Annotated in this window: 11 protein-coding genes; 6 read left to right on the top strand and 5 right to left on the bottom strand. The window is 62.6% G+C overall.

All coding sequences use genetic code 11. From position 1 onward, the window contains the following. The first annotated feature begins 5 nt into the window (after nucleotides 1–5). The 3 genes from AC07OJ_RS03145 (at nucleotide 6) to AC07OJ_RS03135 (ending at nucleotide 3,447) form a co-directional block, all read left to right on the top strand. On the top strand, nucleotides 6–1,592 hold the full coding sequence (locus tag AC07OJ_RS03145; RefSeq protein ID WP_495093912.1) for an aldehyde dehydrogenase (NADP(+)): 1,587 nt from the start codon (nucleotides 6–8) through the stop codon (nucleotides 1,590–1,592). A gap of 164 nt (nucleotides 1,593–1,756) precedes the next feature. After that, nucleotides 1,757–3,295 (top strand): cryptochrome/photolyase family protein, encoded by a 1,539-nt coding sequence (locus AC07OJ_RS03140; RefSeq protein WP_495093911.1) that lies wholly within the window; start codon nucleotides 1,757–1,759, stop codon nucleotides 3,293–3,295. Beyond that, nucleotides 3,292–3,447 carry a DUF2256 domain-containing protein gene (locus tag AC07OJ_RS03135; protein WP_083221410.1) on the top strand — a complete coding sequence of 52 codons (156 nt, stop codon included), beginning with the start codon at nucleotides 3,292–3,294 and terminating at the stop codon, nucleotides 3,445–3,447. The genes AC07OJ_RS03140 and AC07OJ_RS03135 overlap by 4 nt, the downstream gene beginning before the upstream one ends. Before the next feature lie 15 nt (nucleotides 3,448–3,462). On the opposite strand, the gene AC07OJ_RS03130 is transcribed toward AC07OJ_RS03135, so the two are convergent. Continuing rightward, complete coding sequence (locus tag AC07OJ_RS03130) at nucleotides 3,463–4,788, bottom strand: LLM class flavin-dependent oxidoreductase (RefSeq protein ID WP_495093910.1); 1,326 nt, start codon at nucleotides 4,786–4,788, stop codon at nucleotides 3,463–3,465. A gap of 330 nt (nucleotides 4,789–5,118) precedes the next feature. On the opposite strand from AC07OJ_RS03130, the gene AC07OJ_RS03125 reads away from it, so the two are divergent. From AC07OJ_RS03125 to AC07OJ_RS03115, 3 genes are read left to right on the top strand one after another with little or no spacing between them, the layout of a single operon-like run. Beyond that, on the top strand, nucleotides 5,119–6,675 hold the full coding sequence (locus AC07OJ_RS03125) for an efflux transporter outer membrane subunit (protein ID WP_495005243.1): 1,557 nt from the start codon (nucleotides 5,119–5,121) through the stop codon (nucleotides 6,673–6,675). A 29-nt stretch (nucleotides 6,676–6,704) separates the two neighbouring features. Then, a complete protein-coding gene (locus AC07OJ_RS03120) occupies nucleotides 6,705–7,901 on the top strand; it encodes an efflux RND transporter periplasmic adaptor subunit (protein ID WP_495093909.1) in 1,197 nt (398 codons plus the stop codon). A 9-nt stretch (nucleotides 7,902–7,910) separates the two neighbouring features. After that, nucleotides 7,911–10,961, top strand: a complete 3,051-nt coding sequence (locus AC07OJ_RS03115) for an efflux RND transporter permease subunit (protein ID WP_065905245.1) — start codon at nucleotides 7,911–7,913, stop codon at nucleotides 10,959–10,961. A gap of 32 nt (nucleotides 10,962–10,993) precedes the next feature. Here the strand turns inward: AC07OJ_RS03115 and AC07OJ_RS03110 are convergent, their stop codons facing one another. The 4 genes from AC07OJ_RS03110 to AC07OJ_RS03095 all read right to left on the bottom strand — a co-directional run bounded on the left by AC07OJ_RS03110 (nucleotide 10,994) and on the right by AC07OJ_RS03095 (nucleotide 15,773). Next, nucleotides 10,994–12,292 (bottom strand): OprD family porin, encoded by a 1,299-nt coding sequence (locus tag AC07OJ_RS03110; RefSeq protein WP_065905243.1) that lies wholly within the window; start codon nucleotides 12,290–12,292, stop codon nucleotides 10,994–10,996. 79 nt (nucleotides 12,293–12,371) lie between these two features. Continuing rightward, on the bottom strand, nucleotides 12,372–13,742 hold the full coding sequence (locus AC07OJ_RS03105; RefSeq protein ID WP_495093908.1) for an MFS transporter: 1,371 nt from the start codon (nucleotides 13,740–13,742) through the stop codon (nucleotides 12,372–12,374). 56 nt (nucleotides 13,743–13,798) lie between these two features. Next, nucleotides 13,799–14,632: an inositol monophosphatase family protein gene (locus AC07OJ_RS03100; protein ID WP_495093907.1), complete on the bottom strand. Its 834-nt coding sequence runs from the start codon at nucleotides 14,630–14,632 to the stop codon at nucleotides 13,799–13,801. 148 nt (nucleotides 14,633–14,780) lie between these two features. Further along, on the bottom strand, nucleotides 14,781–15,773 hold the full coding sequence (locus AC07OJ_RS03095) for a LacI family DNA-binding transcriptional regulator (RefSeq protein WP_495093906.1): 993 nt from the start codon (nucleotides 15,771–15,773) through the stop codon (nucleotides 14,781–14,783). Nucleotides 15,774–15,793: the final 20 nt, after the last annotated feature.

Raw genomic sequence — 15,793 nt, 5'->3', positions numbered from 1 at the left:
CTGACATGACTCATATTCTCGGTCAGAACTACATCGGTGGTCAGCGACTTGGCGCGGGCAACGTGCAGCTGCACAGTTTGGATGCGACAACCGGCGAAGCCCTCCCGGGCCACTTCATCCAGGCCACACAAGACGAGGTCGACGCGGCGGCCAAGGCGGCCGGCGCCGCTTACCCGATTTACCGCAACCTGCCAGCCGCGCGCCGCGCCGAGTTCCTGGAGGCCATCGCTGACGAGCTGGATGCCCTCGGCGACGATTTCGTCAGCACCGTCTGCCGTGAGACCGCCTTGCCTGCCGGGCGTATCCAGGGTGAGCGTGGCCGCACCAGCGGGCAAATGCGCCTGTTCGCCAAGGTACTGCGGCGAGGCGACTTCTACGGTGCGCGCATTGACCGTGCCCTGCCGGACCGGGCGCCCCTGCCCCGCCCTGACTTGCGCCAGTTCCGGATCGCGGTGGGACCCGTCGCCGTGTTCGGCGCGAGCAACTTCCCCCTGGCGTTTTCCACTGCCGGTGGCGACACCGCTTCTGCCCTGGCAGCGGGCTGCCCGGTGGTGTTCAAGGCTCACAGCGGCCACATGGCGACCGCTGAATGGGTCGCGGACGCGATCATGCGGGCCGCGCAGCGCACCGGTATGCCCGCCGGCGTGTTCAACATGATCTATGGCGGGGGCGTCGGCGAGTGGCTGGTGAAACATCCCGCCATTCAAGCCGTGGGGTTCACCGGCTCGCTGAAGGGCGGCAATGCGCTGTGCAAGATGGCCGCGCAACGTCCGCAGCCGATTCCGGTGTTTGCCGAGATGTCGAGCATCAACCCGGTGATCATTCTGCCCCAGGCGCTGCAAGTGCGCGGCGAGACCATCGCCAAGGAGCTGGCTGGTTCGGTGACCTTGGGTTGCGGGCAATTCTGTACCAATCCCGGGCTGATCATTGGCCTGCGATCAGCGGATTTCAGCGCCTTCCTGCAACGCTTCACCGCGCAGATGCATGACCAGCCGGCCCAGACGATGCTCAACGCAGGCGCCTTGGCCAGCTATGCCAGCGGTCTGCAACACCTGCACGCGCATCCGGGCGTGGAGCACCTGGCGGGCAATCCTCAGCAAGGGAAACAGGCCCAGCCACAATTGTTTAAAGCCGATGTCAGCCTGCTGCTCACCGGTGACGAATTGCTCCAGGAAGAAGTGTTCGGCCCTGCCACCATCGTTATTGAAGTCGCCGACCAGGCGCAACTGGTCGCCGCACTCAATGGACTGCGCGGGCAACTGACCGCCACCGTGCTGGGCGAAGCCGATGAGTTGCTCGAATACAGCTGGTTGACCGGCTTGCTGCAGGAGAAAGTCGGACGGATCCTGTTGAACGGCTATCCAACCGGTGTTGAAGTCACCGACACCATGGTGCATGGCGGGCCTTACCCGGCGACATCCGACGCGCGCGGCACGTCGGTGGGAACCTTGGCGATTGATCGTTTCCTGCGCCCGGTCTGCTTCCAGAACTACCCCGACGCCCTCTTGCCCGAAGCGCTTCAAGATGCCAACCCGCTTGGCATTGCGCGCTTGGTCGACGGCGAACACACGCGTGCGGCCCTGGGCAACTAAAGCGAGCGGTGAATAAAAACGCTTCAACAGAGAACCCGACCGTTGTGTCGGGTTTTCTGTTTATGGCGGATTGTCAGTCCATCCCTTTAAGCCTATCGTGTTAAAAACTTATACAAGGGCGTAGGCTATGTACAACAAATCGCAGTGGTCGGCGATGTTCTGCAATGGATAAGACTCACCGACTGTGCCTGGTCCTGGGCGACCAGTTGTCTTTTGACCTGGCCTCCTTGAAGGCGTTGGATGCCGAACACGACACGGTGTTGCTGGTCGAGGTGATGGAGGAAGCCAGCCACGTGGCCCATCACCCGCAGAAAATCGCACTGATCTTCAGCGCGATGCGCCATTTCGCCCAGGCGCTGCAACAGCGGGGCATCCGCGTGCACTACGTTACCCTCGATGATCCGCACAACAGCGGCTCGGTGCCGGGCGAGTTGCAGCGCTGGCAGTCGCTGCTGCAGCCCGACTCGCTGCATCTGACCGAGTGCGGTGACTGGCGCCTGGAGCAGTCCCTCAAGACATGCGGCTTGGCCATCCAGTGGCATACCGATAGCCGCTTCCTCTGCACCCGGTCCGGATTCTCGTCCTGGGCCGCCGGCAAAAAGCAGCTGCGCATGGAGTTTTTCTACCGTGAGATGCGGCGCAAGAGCGGCCTGCTGGTCAATGGCGACGGCAGTCCGGTGGGCGGCGCCTGGAACTTTGATGCCGACAACCGCAAGGCGCTGCCCAAGCAGGTGAGAGCGCCCTTGCCGATGCGCTTTACCGCAGATGCCATCACCCAGGAGGTGCTGGCGCTGGTGGCGGAAAACTTCACCGAGCATTATGGCGACCTTGGCACCTTTGACTACCCGGTGACCCACGCCGACGCCCAGGCGCTGTGGGAGTATTTCCTCGACTGGGGGCTGGCGGCGTTCGGTGACTACCAGGATGCCATGGCCAGCGATGAACCCTTCCTGTTTCATGCCCGGATCAGCGCCGCGCTGAATATCGGCCTGCTGGATCTGCGCCAGGTGTGCCAGGACGTCGAGTCGGCGTATTGGGCGCAGAGGATTCCCCTCAACGCCGCCGAAGGTTTTATCCGCCAACTCATCGGTTGGCGCGAATATGTCCGCGGTGTCTACTGGCTGAAAATGCCGGACTACGCCAGCGGCAATCTGTTTGGCAACAGCAGGCCGCTTCCGGAGTTCTACTGGACGGGCGAGACCCAAATGAACTGCATGCGCCAGGCGATCGGCCAAAGCCTGAAGCATGCCTATGCCCACCATATCCAACGGCTGATGGTGACCGGCAACTTTGCGCTGCTGGCCGGCATCACGCCGAATCAGATTTGCGACTGGTACCTGGCGATTTACATGGACGCGTTCGACTGGGTCGAGTTGCCCAATACACTGGGCATGGTCATGCACGCAGACGGCGGCTACCTGGGCTCCAAGCCTTATTGCGCGAGTGGGCAATATATAAAACGCATGTCCGACTACTGCGGCAACTGCGCGTACAAGGTCAGTGAAAGCACCACTGACGACGCCTGCCCGTTCAATGCGCTTTACTGGCACTTCCTCATGCGTCACGGCGACCTCCTGCGCAGCAATCCGCGCATGGGCATGGTCTACAAAAATCTCGACCGCATGACTGAGCCCAAACAACAAGCGCTCTGGGACCGCGGCGAGACACTGCTCGCCAGGCTCGATGCTGGGGAGTCGTTGTGAAGAAGAGCGAACTCCCGGTGAAAAAATGCGTGGTCTGCGGATTGGATTTCGCCTGGCGCAAGAAATGGGCGCGCTGTTGGGATGAAGTGCGCTACTGCTCGCAGCGTTGCCGACGACACAAGCCGTCAGCACCGGGCAGCCCACCCGCCTGAACACCTGTTGGACCGCTAGCCGTCGCGTCCAAACCGAGGAATATCCAGCCCCAGGTTTTCACGCAATGTCGTGCCTTCGTACGCCGTGCGGTACACCCCTCGTTCCTGCAACAACGGAATGACGTCCTGGGTGAACCGATTGAATTGCCCTGGGTGCCCGATATAGAGGTTGAAACCATCCACGGCGCGCGCCTCGAACCACTCGGCCATTTTCCGCGCGACGGTGTCGGCGGTGCCCACGAAGGCACCCGGACGCAGTTGTCGACCAAACTCAACGGCCTGGCGCAAGGTAAAACCCTTATCGCGCGCCTGGTCGGCAATGCGTTTGGCTGCGGTAAAGAAGCTGCTGCGCGCAGCCTCCAGGCTTTCTTGCGGAAACGGCGCATCCAGGTCGTACTGGCTGAAATCATGCCAACCGAAGTTGCGCCCGAACTCCTTCAGGGCGAGTTCAAAACTATGGTCGACGTGATGGTAATGCTGCTCGATTTCACGTGCATGCGCGTCGGTGTCGCCGACATACACTTCTGCGCCGGGCATCACCAGCAGGTGCTGCGGGTCGCGGCCCAGCCGCGCCGCCCTGCCCTTTACATCCTGGTAAAACGCCTGGCCCTGCTCGATGCTGGCGGCGTGGGTGAAGATCACGTCGGCGGTAGCGGCACCGAGGGCGCGACCTTGCTCCGAATCACCGGCCTGGAAGATCACCGGCTGGCCCTGGGGTGAACGCTGTATGTTCAAGGGGCCGACCACGGAAAAATGCTCGCCCTTGTGGTTCAGGCTGTGCAGTTTGCTCGGGTCGAGGAACTGGCCGGTGGAGCGGTCGCGCACGAAGGCATCGTCTTCATAGGAGTTCCACAACCCCTGCACCACCTGCACGTGTTCAGCGGCGCGGCCGTAGCGGGTGTCGTAATCATAATGCTCGTCGCGGCTGTAATTGCCGGCCGTGCCGGCGTCGCCGCTGGTGACCACGTTCCAGCCGGCGCGGCCTTTGCTGATCAGGTCCAGCGATGCCAGGCGCCGCGCGACGTTATACGGCGAGTTGTAGGAGGTCGTCAGCGTGCCGACCAGGCCTAGATGCCGCGTGCTCACGGCCAGCGCCGATAACAGGGTCAACGGCTCCAGGCGATTGAGGTAATGGGAGGGCGACCCCGGTGTGATGAACTGGCTGTCGACGATAAACATCAAGTCGAACAGCGCCGCCTCTGCCTGGCGCGCGATGTCGATATACCAGTCGACGTTGACACTGGCATCGGCCGGCAGGTGTGGGTCAAGCCACAGGTTGTGGCGCCCGGGCCCACCGCAGCCCATGGTCAGGGCGCCCAGTTTCAGCTGTCTTTTGCTCATGTCCACGTATTCCAGCCCAAGTGACTAAGGGCGCATACAGTGAGCGACTCGCCCCGTCGTGTAAAATAACCACAATGCATAACCTAATTCATTAACAATGCCGAAAGCGCATTTAATGCGCCTGCCGTGCCTGTGCGGCCCCAATGCACTCACATTGCGCACCGCCCGGCACCACCTACACTCATCTGAATCCTGCGACGCCGTGCCCTTGATACCCGGCCGGTCCGTTGCACCTGCACGCAATGCTCGACAAAAAAAGCAGTTAACCAACTGATTAATAGAGTAACTATGAAAGAGCACCCGCGGCAGCGTGTATTCAGACCGCAACAGGTGGCACACCTTCTGGCGCCCTTGAGCCTGCTATGCCTCGCCCTCGCCGGCTGTACGGTCGGGCCGGATTTCGTGCGCCCGGATGCGCCGGCGAATGCCGACTACTCTCGCGAAAAGCTCAGCACCACTGCCCAGGCCGATATCGACACCGGGGGCGCGGCGCAGCGGTTGATCGCCGGGATGGATATTCCCGGTCAATGGTGGGCGCTCTTCCGTTCGCCAGCCCTCAATGCCCTGGTTGAAGAGGCCTTGCGTGCCAACCCGGACGTGAGCGCCGCGCAAGCCGCGCTGCGCCAGGCCAACGAGTTGGTGTATGCCGACCAGGCGTCTCTGTTTCCCTCGGTCAGTGGCAATGTGCAAAAAGCCCGCGAGAAAGTCTCCGGCGTCACTTCGGGGTTGCCGGAGTCGCCGATTCTCACCGTCAGTTCGGCCTCGTTGAGCGTGTCCTATGCGCCGGATGTGTTTGGCGGTACGCGCCGGCAAATCGAAGCCACCTCGGCGCAGGCCGAGTACCAGCGCTTCCAGCTGGAGGCGACGTACCTGACCTTGACCGCCAATGTGGTCAATACCGCGATCAGCCTGGCGTCGGTGCGAGACCAGATCGCCGTCACCGAGGAAATCATCCGCCTGCAGGGCGGCCAGCTCGACTTGCTGCAAGCCCAGCGGCGCCTGGGCGCCATCAGTGATGCCGACGTGCTCACGCAACAGACCGCGCTGGCACAGTCGCGCGCGACCTTGCCGCCGTTGCAAAAGCAATTGGCGCAGACGCGCAACCAGCTGATGGCCTACCTCGGTCGCTTCCCCAATCAGGATCAGGGTGAGCGTTTCAACCTGGCCTCCCTGCAACTGCCGCAGGCACTGCCGGTCAGCCTGCCTTCCGACATGGTCGCGCAGCGGCCGGATGTGCGCTCTGCACAGGCGCAATTGCACCAGGCCAGCGCTGACATTGGTGTGGCCGTGGCCAACCAACTGCCGCAGTTCAGCATCACCGGGTCATTGGGCTCCACGGTGGCGGGCGGCACCAAGCTGTTTTCGTCCGGCTCCGGCGTGTGGAGCCTGGCCGGCGCGATCACTCAGCCGCTGTTTGATGCCGGCGCGCTCGAACACCGCAAACGCGCGGCCGTGGCGGCCTATGACGAATCGGCGGCGCGCTATCGCGGCACCGTGCTGACCGCGTTCCAGGACGTGGCCAACGCGCTCCGGGCGCTGGAAGCCGACGCTGACGCACTCAACCAGCAGGTCGTGGCGGAACGCTCCGCGCAAGCCAGCCTGGATCTGGTGCAAGCCCAGTTCCGTCTCGGCGCCGTGGCGTACATCAACCTGCTCAACGCCCAGCAAACCTACCAGAACACTGCGTTGGCACGTGTCAGGGCACAGGCTGCGCGCTACAGCGACACCACGGCGCTGTTCCAGGCACTGGGTGGCGGCTGGTGGAACCGCACGGATGTGGACCCCGCGACAAAGGGCCGTCCGGATCGCTTCGGCCTGCCGTCGTGGCAGGAAATCATGCCGGCCACGAAAAAGCCTGCGCCCAGCGACTCGGCGCGGTTCGACTGAACTGAATCATTGAAACAGTGAGATTTTCCATGGCTGACGTCCAGACTGCCTCTCCCCTGCCTCCCGAGCCCAGCGCACCGGGCAGCCCACGCAAGCGCCGGTTATGGCGACCGATGCTGATCATGGTCGCGGTGGTGCTGGTGATCGTGGCGATCATTGCCGGGGTGAAATTCGTGCAGATTTCGGCACTGATCGCCCAGTCCAAGGCGCCGTTGCCCGCCGCCGTAGTGACGGCCATGCACGTGCCGTTCAGCGAGTGGCAACCGAGCGTCTCGGCCGTGGGGTCGATGAAGGCGGTTCGCGGCGTGGATGTGACCACCGAGGTCGGCGGTATCGTGCGCACCCTCGGTTTCAAACCTGGCCAAGAGGTGCCGGCCCAGGCCCTGTTGGTGCAACTGAATGCCGATTCCGACATCGCGCAACTGCATTCGCTTGAGGCTACGGCCGACCTGGCGGTGATCGTACTCAAGCGCGACAAAGCCCAACTGGCGGTCAACGCCGTGTCCCAGGCCCAGGTCGACACCGACACCGCCGACCTGAAGGCCAAGCAAGCGGCAGCCGAGCAACAGCGCGCGCTGGTGGCGAAGAAAACCATTCGCGCGCCGTTTGCCGGGCGGATCGGCATTACCAGCGTCAACCCGGGGCAATACCTCAACCCCGGCGACAAAATCGCCACGCTGCAGACGTTCGACCCGATCTACATCGACTTCACCGTGCCGCAAACCCAGCTCGAAGCCATCGCCATCGGCCAACCCGTCGCAGTGACCGCCGACGGCCTGTCCAACCAGACCTTCACCGGGCGCGTCAGCACCATCGATACCCAGTTCGACTCGACCACGCGCAACGTCACCGTCGAAGCGACCGTCGAGAACCCCAGGCAAAGCCTGGTGCCCGGCATGTTCGCCCGCGCCGTCGTGACCTCCGGGACGCCGCAGCGCTACCTCACCGTGCCGCAGACCGCGGTCACCTACAACCCTTACGGCACCACCGTATTCATCGCGACGTCGGCGAAGAACGACAAGGGCGAGGGCGTGCTGACGGCGCAGCAGACCTTTATCCAGACCGGGCCGACCCGTGGCGACCAGGTAGCGATCCTGTCCGGCGTGAAGGAAGGCGACCTGTTGATCACCAGCGGCCAGATGAAACTCAAGAATGGCTCGCCGGTGAAGGTCGATAACAGCGCGGCACCGCTCAATGACCCGGCCCCGACTCCCCAAGAACATTAAAGGTGTCCCATGAAGCTTACCGATACCTTTATCCAGCGACCGGTGTGGGCCGTGGTCGTGTCGCTGTTCATCCTGATCCTAGGGCTGCGCTCGATCTTCGAATTGCCGGTCAACCAATGGCCGCGCACCGAAAATACCGTGGTGACCATTACCACCTCCTACTACGGGGCGGACGCGTCCACGGTCGCAGGCTTTATTACCCAGCCGCTGGAGTCGGCGATTGCCCAGGCCCAGGGCATCGACTACCTGGCCTCTTCAAGCATCACCGGGATCTCGACCATCACCGCCACGCTGCGGCTGAACTACGACGCGAGCAAGGCGCTGACCGAGATCAACACCCAGGTCAACTCGGTCAAGAACCAACTGCCGGCCCAGGCCCAGGAGCCGGTGCTGACCATTGCCGTCGGGCAGACCACCGATGCGATGTACCTGGGCTTCTACAGTGACACCCTGCCGACCAACAACATCACTGACTACCTGGTGCGCGTGGTCAAGCCCAAGCTGGATTCGATCCAGGGCGTGCAGACCGCCGAAATCCTCGGCGGACGCCAGTTCGCCCTGCGCGCCTGGCTCGACCCGGACAAATTGGCGGCGCATAACGTCACCGCGCAGGACGTGTCGACGGCCCTGGCCAACAACAACTACCTGTCGGCCGTCGGCTCCACGCGCGGGCAGACCGTGACCGTGGACCTCACCGCCGGCACCGATCTGCACACGGTAGATGAGTTCAAACAGCTGGTGATCAAGCAGAAAGGCGATGCACTGGTGTACCTGGCGGACGTGGCGACGGTCACCCTCGGCGCCGAGAGCTATGACAGCAGCGTGGCATTTTCCGGCAAGCGCTCGGTGTTCATCGGCATCAAGGTGGCCCCTACCGCGAACATCCTTACGGTCGCCGACAGCGTGCGCCAGGCGTTCCCTGAGCTGCAATCGCAACTGCCCACCGGCGTGCGCGGCGACATCGTGTATGACTCCACCGCGTTCATCAACACCTCGATCTACGAGGTGGTGAAGACCCTGGTGGAGGCGATGATCATTGTCTCGGTGGTCATCTACCTGTTCCTCGGCTCTTTCCGGGCGGTGATTGTGCCCCTGGTGGCGATCCCGCTGTCGCTGGTCGGCACCTTCTTCGTCATGTACCTGCTCGGTTACTCGATCAACCTGCTGACCCTGCTCGCGCTGGTGTTGGCGATCGGGCTGGTGGTCGACGACGCAATCATCGTGGTGGAAAACGTCGACCGACATATCAAGGAAGAAGGCAAAGGTGTGCTGGAGGCCGCGTTGGTGGCGGCGCGCGAACTGGGCGGGCCGATCATTGCGATGACGGTGGTGCTGATTGCTGCGTACGTCCCCATCGGCTTGCGCAGCGGCCTGACGGGCGCGCTGTTCAAGGAGTTCTGTTTTTCGCTGGCGGGCGCGGTCACGGTGTCGGCCGTGGTGGCGTTGACGCTGTCGCCGATGATGACCTCCAAGCTGTTCAAGACCGGCCAGGAGGAAGGTCGCTTCGCGCGCCGCCTCGATCAGTATTTTGACTGGCTGCGCGGGCGTTATCATCGCGTGCTGTCCGGCGGGCTGGACATCTGGCCGGTGCTGGTGACGTTTGGCTTTGTGCTGTTCCTGCTGGTCGCCGCCAGTGGCATGACCGCCAAGAGCGAGCTGTCGCCGACCGAAGACCAGGGCCTGGTGTTCATGCAGATCAAAGGCCCGCCGACCGCCTCGCCGCAGCAGATGGAGCGGATTGCCGACCAGGCGTTCCAGATCGCCAGCAAGGAGTCCGAGTACGCGCAAATGTTCCAGCTCACCGGCCTGCCGGCGCTCAATCAAGGCCTAGGCGGCGTGCTGCTCAAGACCTGGGATGATCGGACCCGCTCCCAGGCCCAGCTGATTCTGGACCTGCAGCAAAAGTGGAACCAGGTGCCCGGCGCAACCATCGCCGCCTTTCCGTTGCCGTCGCTGCCGGGTGCCCAAGGGTTGCCGGTACAGTTCGTGATCACCACCACTGATTCGGTGGAAAACCTCAATGAGGTCGCGCAAGCGGTGATGGCCGAGGCGCAGAAGCAGCAGCTGTTCTGGTTCTCCGACATGGACCTGAAACTCGACAAGCCCCAGGCGCGACTGGTAGTCGACCGGGAAAAAATCGCTGCATTGGGCATGACCCAGGCCGATGTCGGCGCGGCGTTGTCGGCGGCCCTGGGCGGCAACTACGTCAACTACTTCTCCACTGCCGGGCGCTCGTACAAAGTCATTCCCCAGGTGCTGCAGGTCAACCGCCTCAACCCGGAGCAGATTCTCGACTACTACATTCGCACGCCCGCCGGTGCCATGATCCCCGCGCGCACTGTGGCGCACATCGAGACGTCGACACAGCCGGAGTCGATCAACCACTTTCAGCAACTCAATTCGGCCACGCTTTCCGGCGTGAGTGGCGTGGCCCAGGGCGAGCTGCTGGCCAAACTCAATACGATCCTCAACAACGTGGCGCCGTCCGGCTATACCTCCGATTTTTCCGGCGAGTCGCGGCAGTTCATGCAGGAGTCCGGTGGGTTCGTCGGGCTGCTGATGTTCTCGATCCTGATCGTCTACCTGGCGCTGGCCTTCCAGTTCGAAAGCTTTCGCGATCCGGTGGTGATCCTGTTCTCGGTGCCACCGGCACTGTTTGGGGCATTGGCGTTTATCACCATGGGTTACGCCTCGATCAATGTGTACACCCAGGTGGGCCTGGTGACGCTATTGGGGCTGATCACCAAGCACGGGATTCTGATTGTGCAGTTCGCCAACGAACTGCAGCGCGCAGGCCACAGCAAACGTGAGGCCATTGAAGAGGCGGCCGCCGTGCGCCTGCGGCCGATCCTGATGACCACGGCGGCCATGGTCCTGGGCGTGGTGCCGCTGGTCTGGGCCTCCGGCGCCGGGGCTGCGGGTCGACATGACATGGGGCTGGTGATCTTTGCCGGGCTGTCGATCGGCACGCTGTTGACGCTGTTCATGGTGCCGGCGATGTACCTGTTTATCGGTGCCACGCACCATCGAGAGGTCGAACAACCGGTGTATGAGAGTTGAGCCAGTGCACAGCCCGCTGTGCACTGGCGTGCTTACAGGATCGAGATCGGGTACTGAACGATCAGGCGGTTCTCGTTGAAGCTGTTGGTGTTACCAAAGCTTCGACGCTGCGTCGCATTGCGCCAGCGCAGGTTCAATGAGCGCAACGGCCCGCTCTGCAGCGTATAGCCCACTTCGGTTTCGCGCCCGCGTTCGCGACCATCACTCACGGCGCCGGCGTGCACATTGCTGCCCTTGATGAACCTGTTCATCAGCGTCAGCCCCGGCACCCCGACGGCCGCGAAGTTGTAGTCATGCCGTACCTGCCAGGAACGCTCGTTGGCCAGGTCGTAACTGGAGCCGTAGCTGTCGTTCGCCAGGGTCGCCCCACTGGTGCCGGCGACCCGCTGCAGGCCGGTTTCACCGGTGAGACGTTGCAGACCGACGTAGAACGTGTGGCCGCCGGTCTTCAGGGAAAACAGGCCCGACAGCGTGCGGTTGTCCTCGCTGCCGGCCAGCGCGGCGCCATCTTGAGTACCGATGAAATAGCCGATATTGGCACCAAGGCTGATGCTCTCGGTGATCGGCTGGGTGTGCAGCAGCTGGAAGTATTGCTGCTGGTAGACGTCTTCGAGTTGGCCGTACCAGGCCGCAACCACTGTGTGTTCATGGTTGAACGTATAGTCGCCGCCGATGAAATTGAACGCATCCGATTCGATGCTGTTCCTGCCGTGCAACACCGTGCCGACACTGTTCTGCGACAGCTTCTGCATGCTGGCGTCGTTACGCTGGCTGTTGCCGCGAAATTGACCGCCGTACAGGTTCACGTTGGGGATTTCCCGCGAGGTGATTTGCGCGCCTTCGAGGGTCTGCGGCAGCGAACGGCCATCGTCGGCACGCAGTATCGGCAGGACCGGCATCCACTCGCCGATTTTCAGCTCGGTCTTGGAAAACCGCGCCTTGCCGGCGACAGCCAAGCGGCCAAAGTCATCAGCCGGCCGGTTGCCGTCGTGGGTCGGCAACAACTGCGTGCCGTAAGTGCCCCGGCCGCCGTCGAGCTTGATCGCCAACATGCCCAGCGCATCCAGGCCAAAGCCGACGGTGCCCGAGGTAAAACCCGACTTCGCATCGAGGATAAAACTTTGTGTCCACTCCGCGGCCTGGCCATGCCCGGTAGACCCCGGCAGGGCTTTGGAGGCGCCGTTATCGACAAAGTCACGGCTCATGTAGAAGTTGCGCAGCACCAGGTTGGCCTTCGCATCCTCGATAAACCCATCGGCCTGCACCAGGCCCGAGAAGCCCAGTGCAATGACCACGACGTTGCTTTTCACACGCTGAAAATTGAGGCTCATTATTATGCTTCCCGTTGTTTTTTGAGCGCAGCGATCCCGTCCCCGACCACCGTCGCCGGGGCGGTTTACACAGAAAAGGTCAGGTGTTGGCAGTCAGCGCCGCCAGTGACGAGGGGCGTCGTGGACGCCGTGCCACCCAGGACAACAGGCAGGTCAGCAGCACCGAGCCGATGGCCGCGCCGACCCACAGTTGCGAGAGGGTGTTGAAGTCGTAGAGTTTGAGGCCGGTGGCCGACAGCGTGGTGCCACGCTGGATGATGACGCCGGTGAGCATCTCGCCGGCTGCCGCGCCGATGTAGCTGACAATCCCGATCATGCCCAATGCCGCGCCAGCCGCCGCCTTGCCGGCGATATCAACGGCCATCAGGCCGCCGAGGAAGCACAGCAATGCCCCCAGCGAACTGCCGAATATCACCATCGACAGCACGTCCATCCAGTAATGCCCGGCCGGGCCATACAGAAACAACGCCAGGCCCCCTGCGTTCATGACGCCGAAGACAACCGCTAGGCCATGGCGGCGGCCGGCGAAAAAGCGATCGGAGATCAGCCCGCTCAAGCCCGTACCGGCAATCCCGCAGATGCTCGCCACGGAAATCAGCGTGGACGCGGTCAGGGTGTCGTAGTGCTTGGCGTTTTCCAGGAAGAACACGCCCCAGGAGTTGACCGCATAGCGACCGACATACATCAGGCACGAAGCGAGTGCCAGCAGCCAGAGCGCCGGGCTCTTGAGCAATAACCATTGAATCGCCGCAACGCTGGTGACGGTGCCTTTGATTTCCAGTGCGGGCTTGGAATTGACCGGTGCAAAGCCTTCGCTTTCCGGCGAGTCGGCCATGAACGCAAACACCAGCACGATGCCGAGCAAGCCCATGGCGGTCGCCAGCCAGTAGCCATACTGCCAGCCCCACGTGACCACGACCGCCGCGACGGCGACATAGGTCAGCGCTTCGCCGAGGTTGTGCGCAATCGACCAGAAGCCGTAGTAGGTACCGCGCTCGCGGTCGCCGTACCACCGCGCCAGGGACACCACGCATGGCCCGACACCCATCGACTGCGCCCAGCCATTGATGCCCCAGGCCAGGGTCAGGATCACCGCGTTGGTGGTCAAGCCCATGCAGGCGTTCACCAGCGCACTCAGGGCCAGGCCAAGCATCATGAAGCGGCGCACATTGGCATGGTCGGCGAGAAAGCCGTTGACCAATTTACCGATGGCATAGGTGAAGAAGAGCGCCGAGCCGATCATCCCTAATTCGCTGGGGCTGAGGATGTCCTGGGACACCAGCGCGGGCTTGACCACGTTGAACGACAACCTGCAGACATAAAACAATGCATAACTGAGTGACATCGACAGCAAGGTTTGCAGGCGGATGCGCCTGAAGAGTTTGGGGTCGATTTCGGGCTCCAGCGCGCGCGCTGGTGCAGCCTTGAGCAAGCTCAATAGAGATTTCATAGCCGACAGTTCCTGTTTTTATTGTGCTGTACGTGCTTTAAAAGGTGCTGCTGCGATCAGGCATCCAGGGCATTCCCAAGCATCAAGGCGACTTGGGCGTAGACCTGCGGGTTGGCCACCAGCAACGGATTGCCCTCGGTCAGGCCGTGGTTGCGCAGAAAGTCATTGCTCACGCCGCCCGCCTCCTTCACCAGTACCAGCCCGGCGAGGCAGTCCCAGCTGTTGATATGGGTTTCGTAGTAACCGATCAGCCGGCCTGCGGCGACGTAGGCCACCATCAGCGCGCCCGAACCATTGCGAATGAAGGTACCGCCCTCCTCCAGCAACTGCGCGATAAAGGGAATGAAATGTTGCTTGCCGCGCCGATGGGAGGTGCCTACGCCCATCACGCCGTGAGCAATATCGGGCGCCGTGTGCACGCTCAGCCGCTGCTGATTGAGCCAGGCACCTTGGCCTGTGCAGGCATGGAACAACTCGTCGTGCACCGCGTCCGCCACTGCGCCCAACCACGGTTCGCCGTCGACCATCAGGCCGATGGACACGCACCAACTGTGCAGACCGTTGACGAAACAGCTGGTGCCATCGATGGGATCGACCACCCAGATGCACTGTGCATCCAGGGTCGCGCCGCCTGTCTCTTCCCCCAGGAACCCATCCTGCGGAAACCGCTCGGCCAAGCGCTGCTTGATGTAGGCCTCGGTGTCCTGGTCGACGATGCTGACCAAGTCCTGGAGCTGGTCGCCCTTGTGGCTGACGACCAGGCTGTCGCGCTGCCGGTAAGGCCCGAGTGCGCGCCGCGCGGCTTGCATGGCCAGCTCCTGCGCACAGGCATAACGCTGTTGCAGGTCTTCAGGACTCAGCGGTGTGCAGCGCTGTTGGCTATTTTGCATGGGCTACCCCTTGTTGGATGTGTGAATTTCAGCGCTTTGCACACGTGTGCAAGACAGGTGCAAAAAAATGGCGGACCTGCCGCCATTCACACTGAACCGCTGTATAAGGCACGAAAAAAATATTCGTTTCAACACATTTTTAAACTATTTATTCCAACGTGCTGCGCCGTTGAATCAACTGCACCGGCACCACGAAAGGCTGCTCCACGGCCGCGTTGAGCGTGGCGGCCACTGCGTGCCGGGCCAACGCCTCGGGGTCCTGGCGGACGGTGGTCAGGGCGTAGGCATCGTGGCCCGCCTGGGGAATATCGTCAAAACCGACCACCGCCACATCCCGGGCAACCTGCAGGCCCAGCTTGAATCGCAGGGCATCCATCACCCCCAGGGCCAGCAGATCGGTGGCGCAAAAAATCCCGTCGGGGCGCGTCGGCTGTGCAAACAGAGCCAGCGCGGCGTCCACGCCTGCGGCGTACCCCCCGACGGCCTCGTAATGTTCGGCCAAGGGCGCCAGGCCGGCCTCGGCGACGACTTGGCGAAACCCTTGCAAGCGTTGTCGTGAGCTGTAATTGCCCTCGCTCTGGCCGACGAAGGCCAGGCGGGTCGCGCCGCTGCGCAGCAATTCACGCGCCGCCAACCGGCCCCCTTCGACATGGTCGCTGACCACCAGGTTGGCACCCTGCAGGTGCGCATCGCAATTGATCATGGTCAGCGGCACTTGCCGATTCAGGTAGCGCTCCACCTGCTCGCTCGACGCTGCCGCCGAGGTGAGTATCACCCCGGCCACTTGATAGCTCAGCAACTCCTGCATCGAGCGTTCGAGTTGTTCCGGGTCATTGGCGTTCATCAGCAGCGGCATCAAGCCGTGCAGGCTCAGATGGTGAGTCAAGGGCCCCAGCAGGCTCGCGAGGAAAGGGTTTTCGAACCCGGCGGTGATGATGCCGACAAAATTGCTGCTGCCCTTGTTCATGGTCCTGGCAATCAGGTTGACCTGGTAACCCAGCGCCTCGGCAGACTTCATCACCCGTTCGCGCATGCGTGGCGACACGCTGGCGCCCGGCGTGAACGTACGGGAGACGGCAGAGCGTGAAACCCCGGCATGCAGGGCGACGGCTTCGGCGTTGATAATGTCCGGGCTAGGCATGTAGGCAAAGTCAGCCTGAA

This window comes from Pseudomonas sp. GW821-FHT09C08 (assembly GCF_059418125.1).
This window is presented reverse-complemented; position numbering and strand designations above follow the sequence as displayed.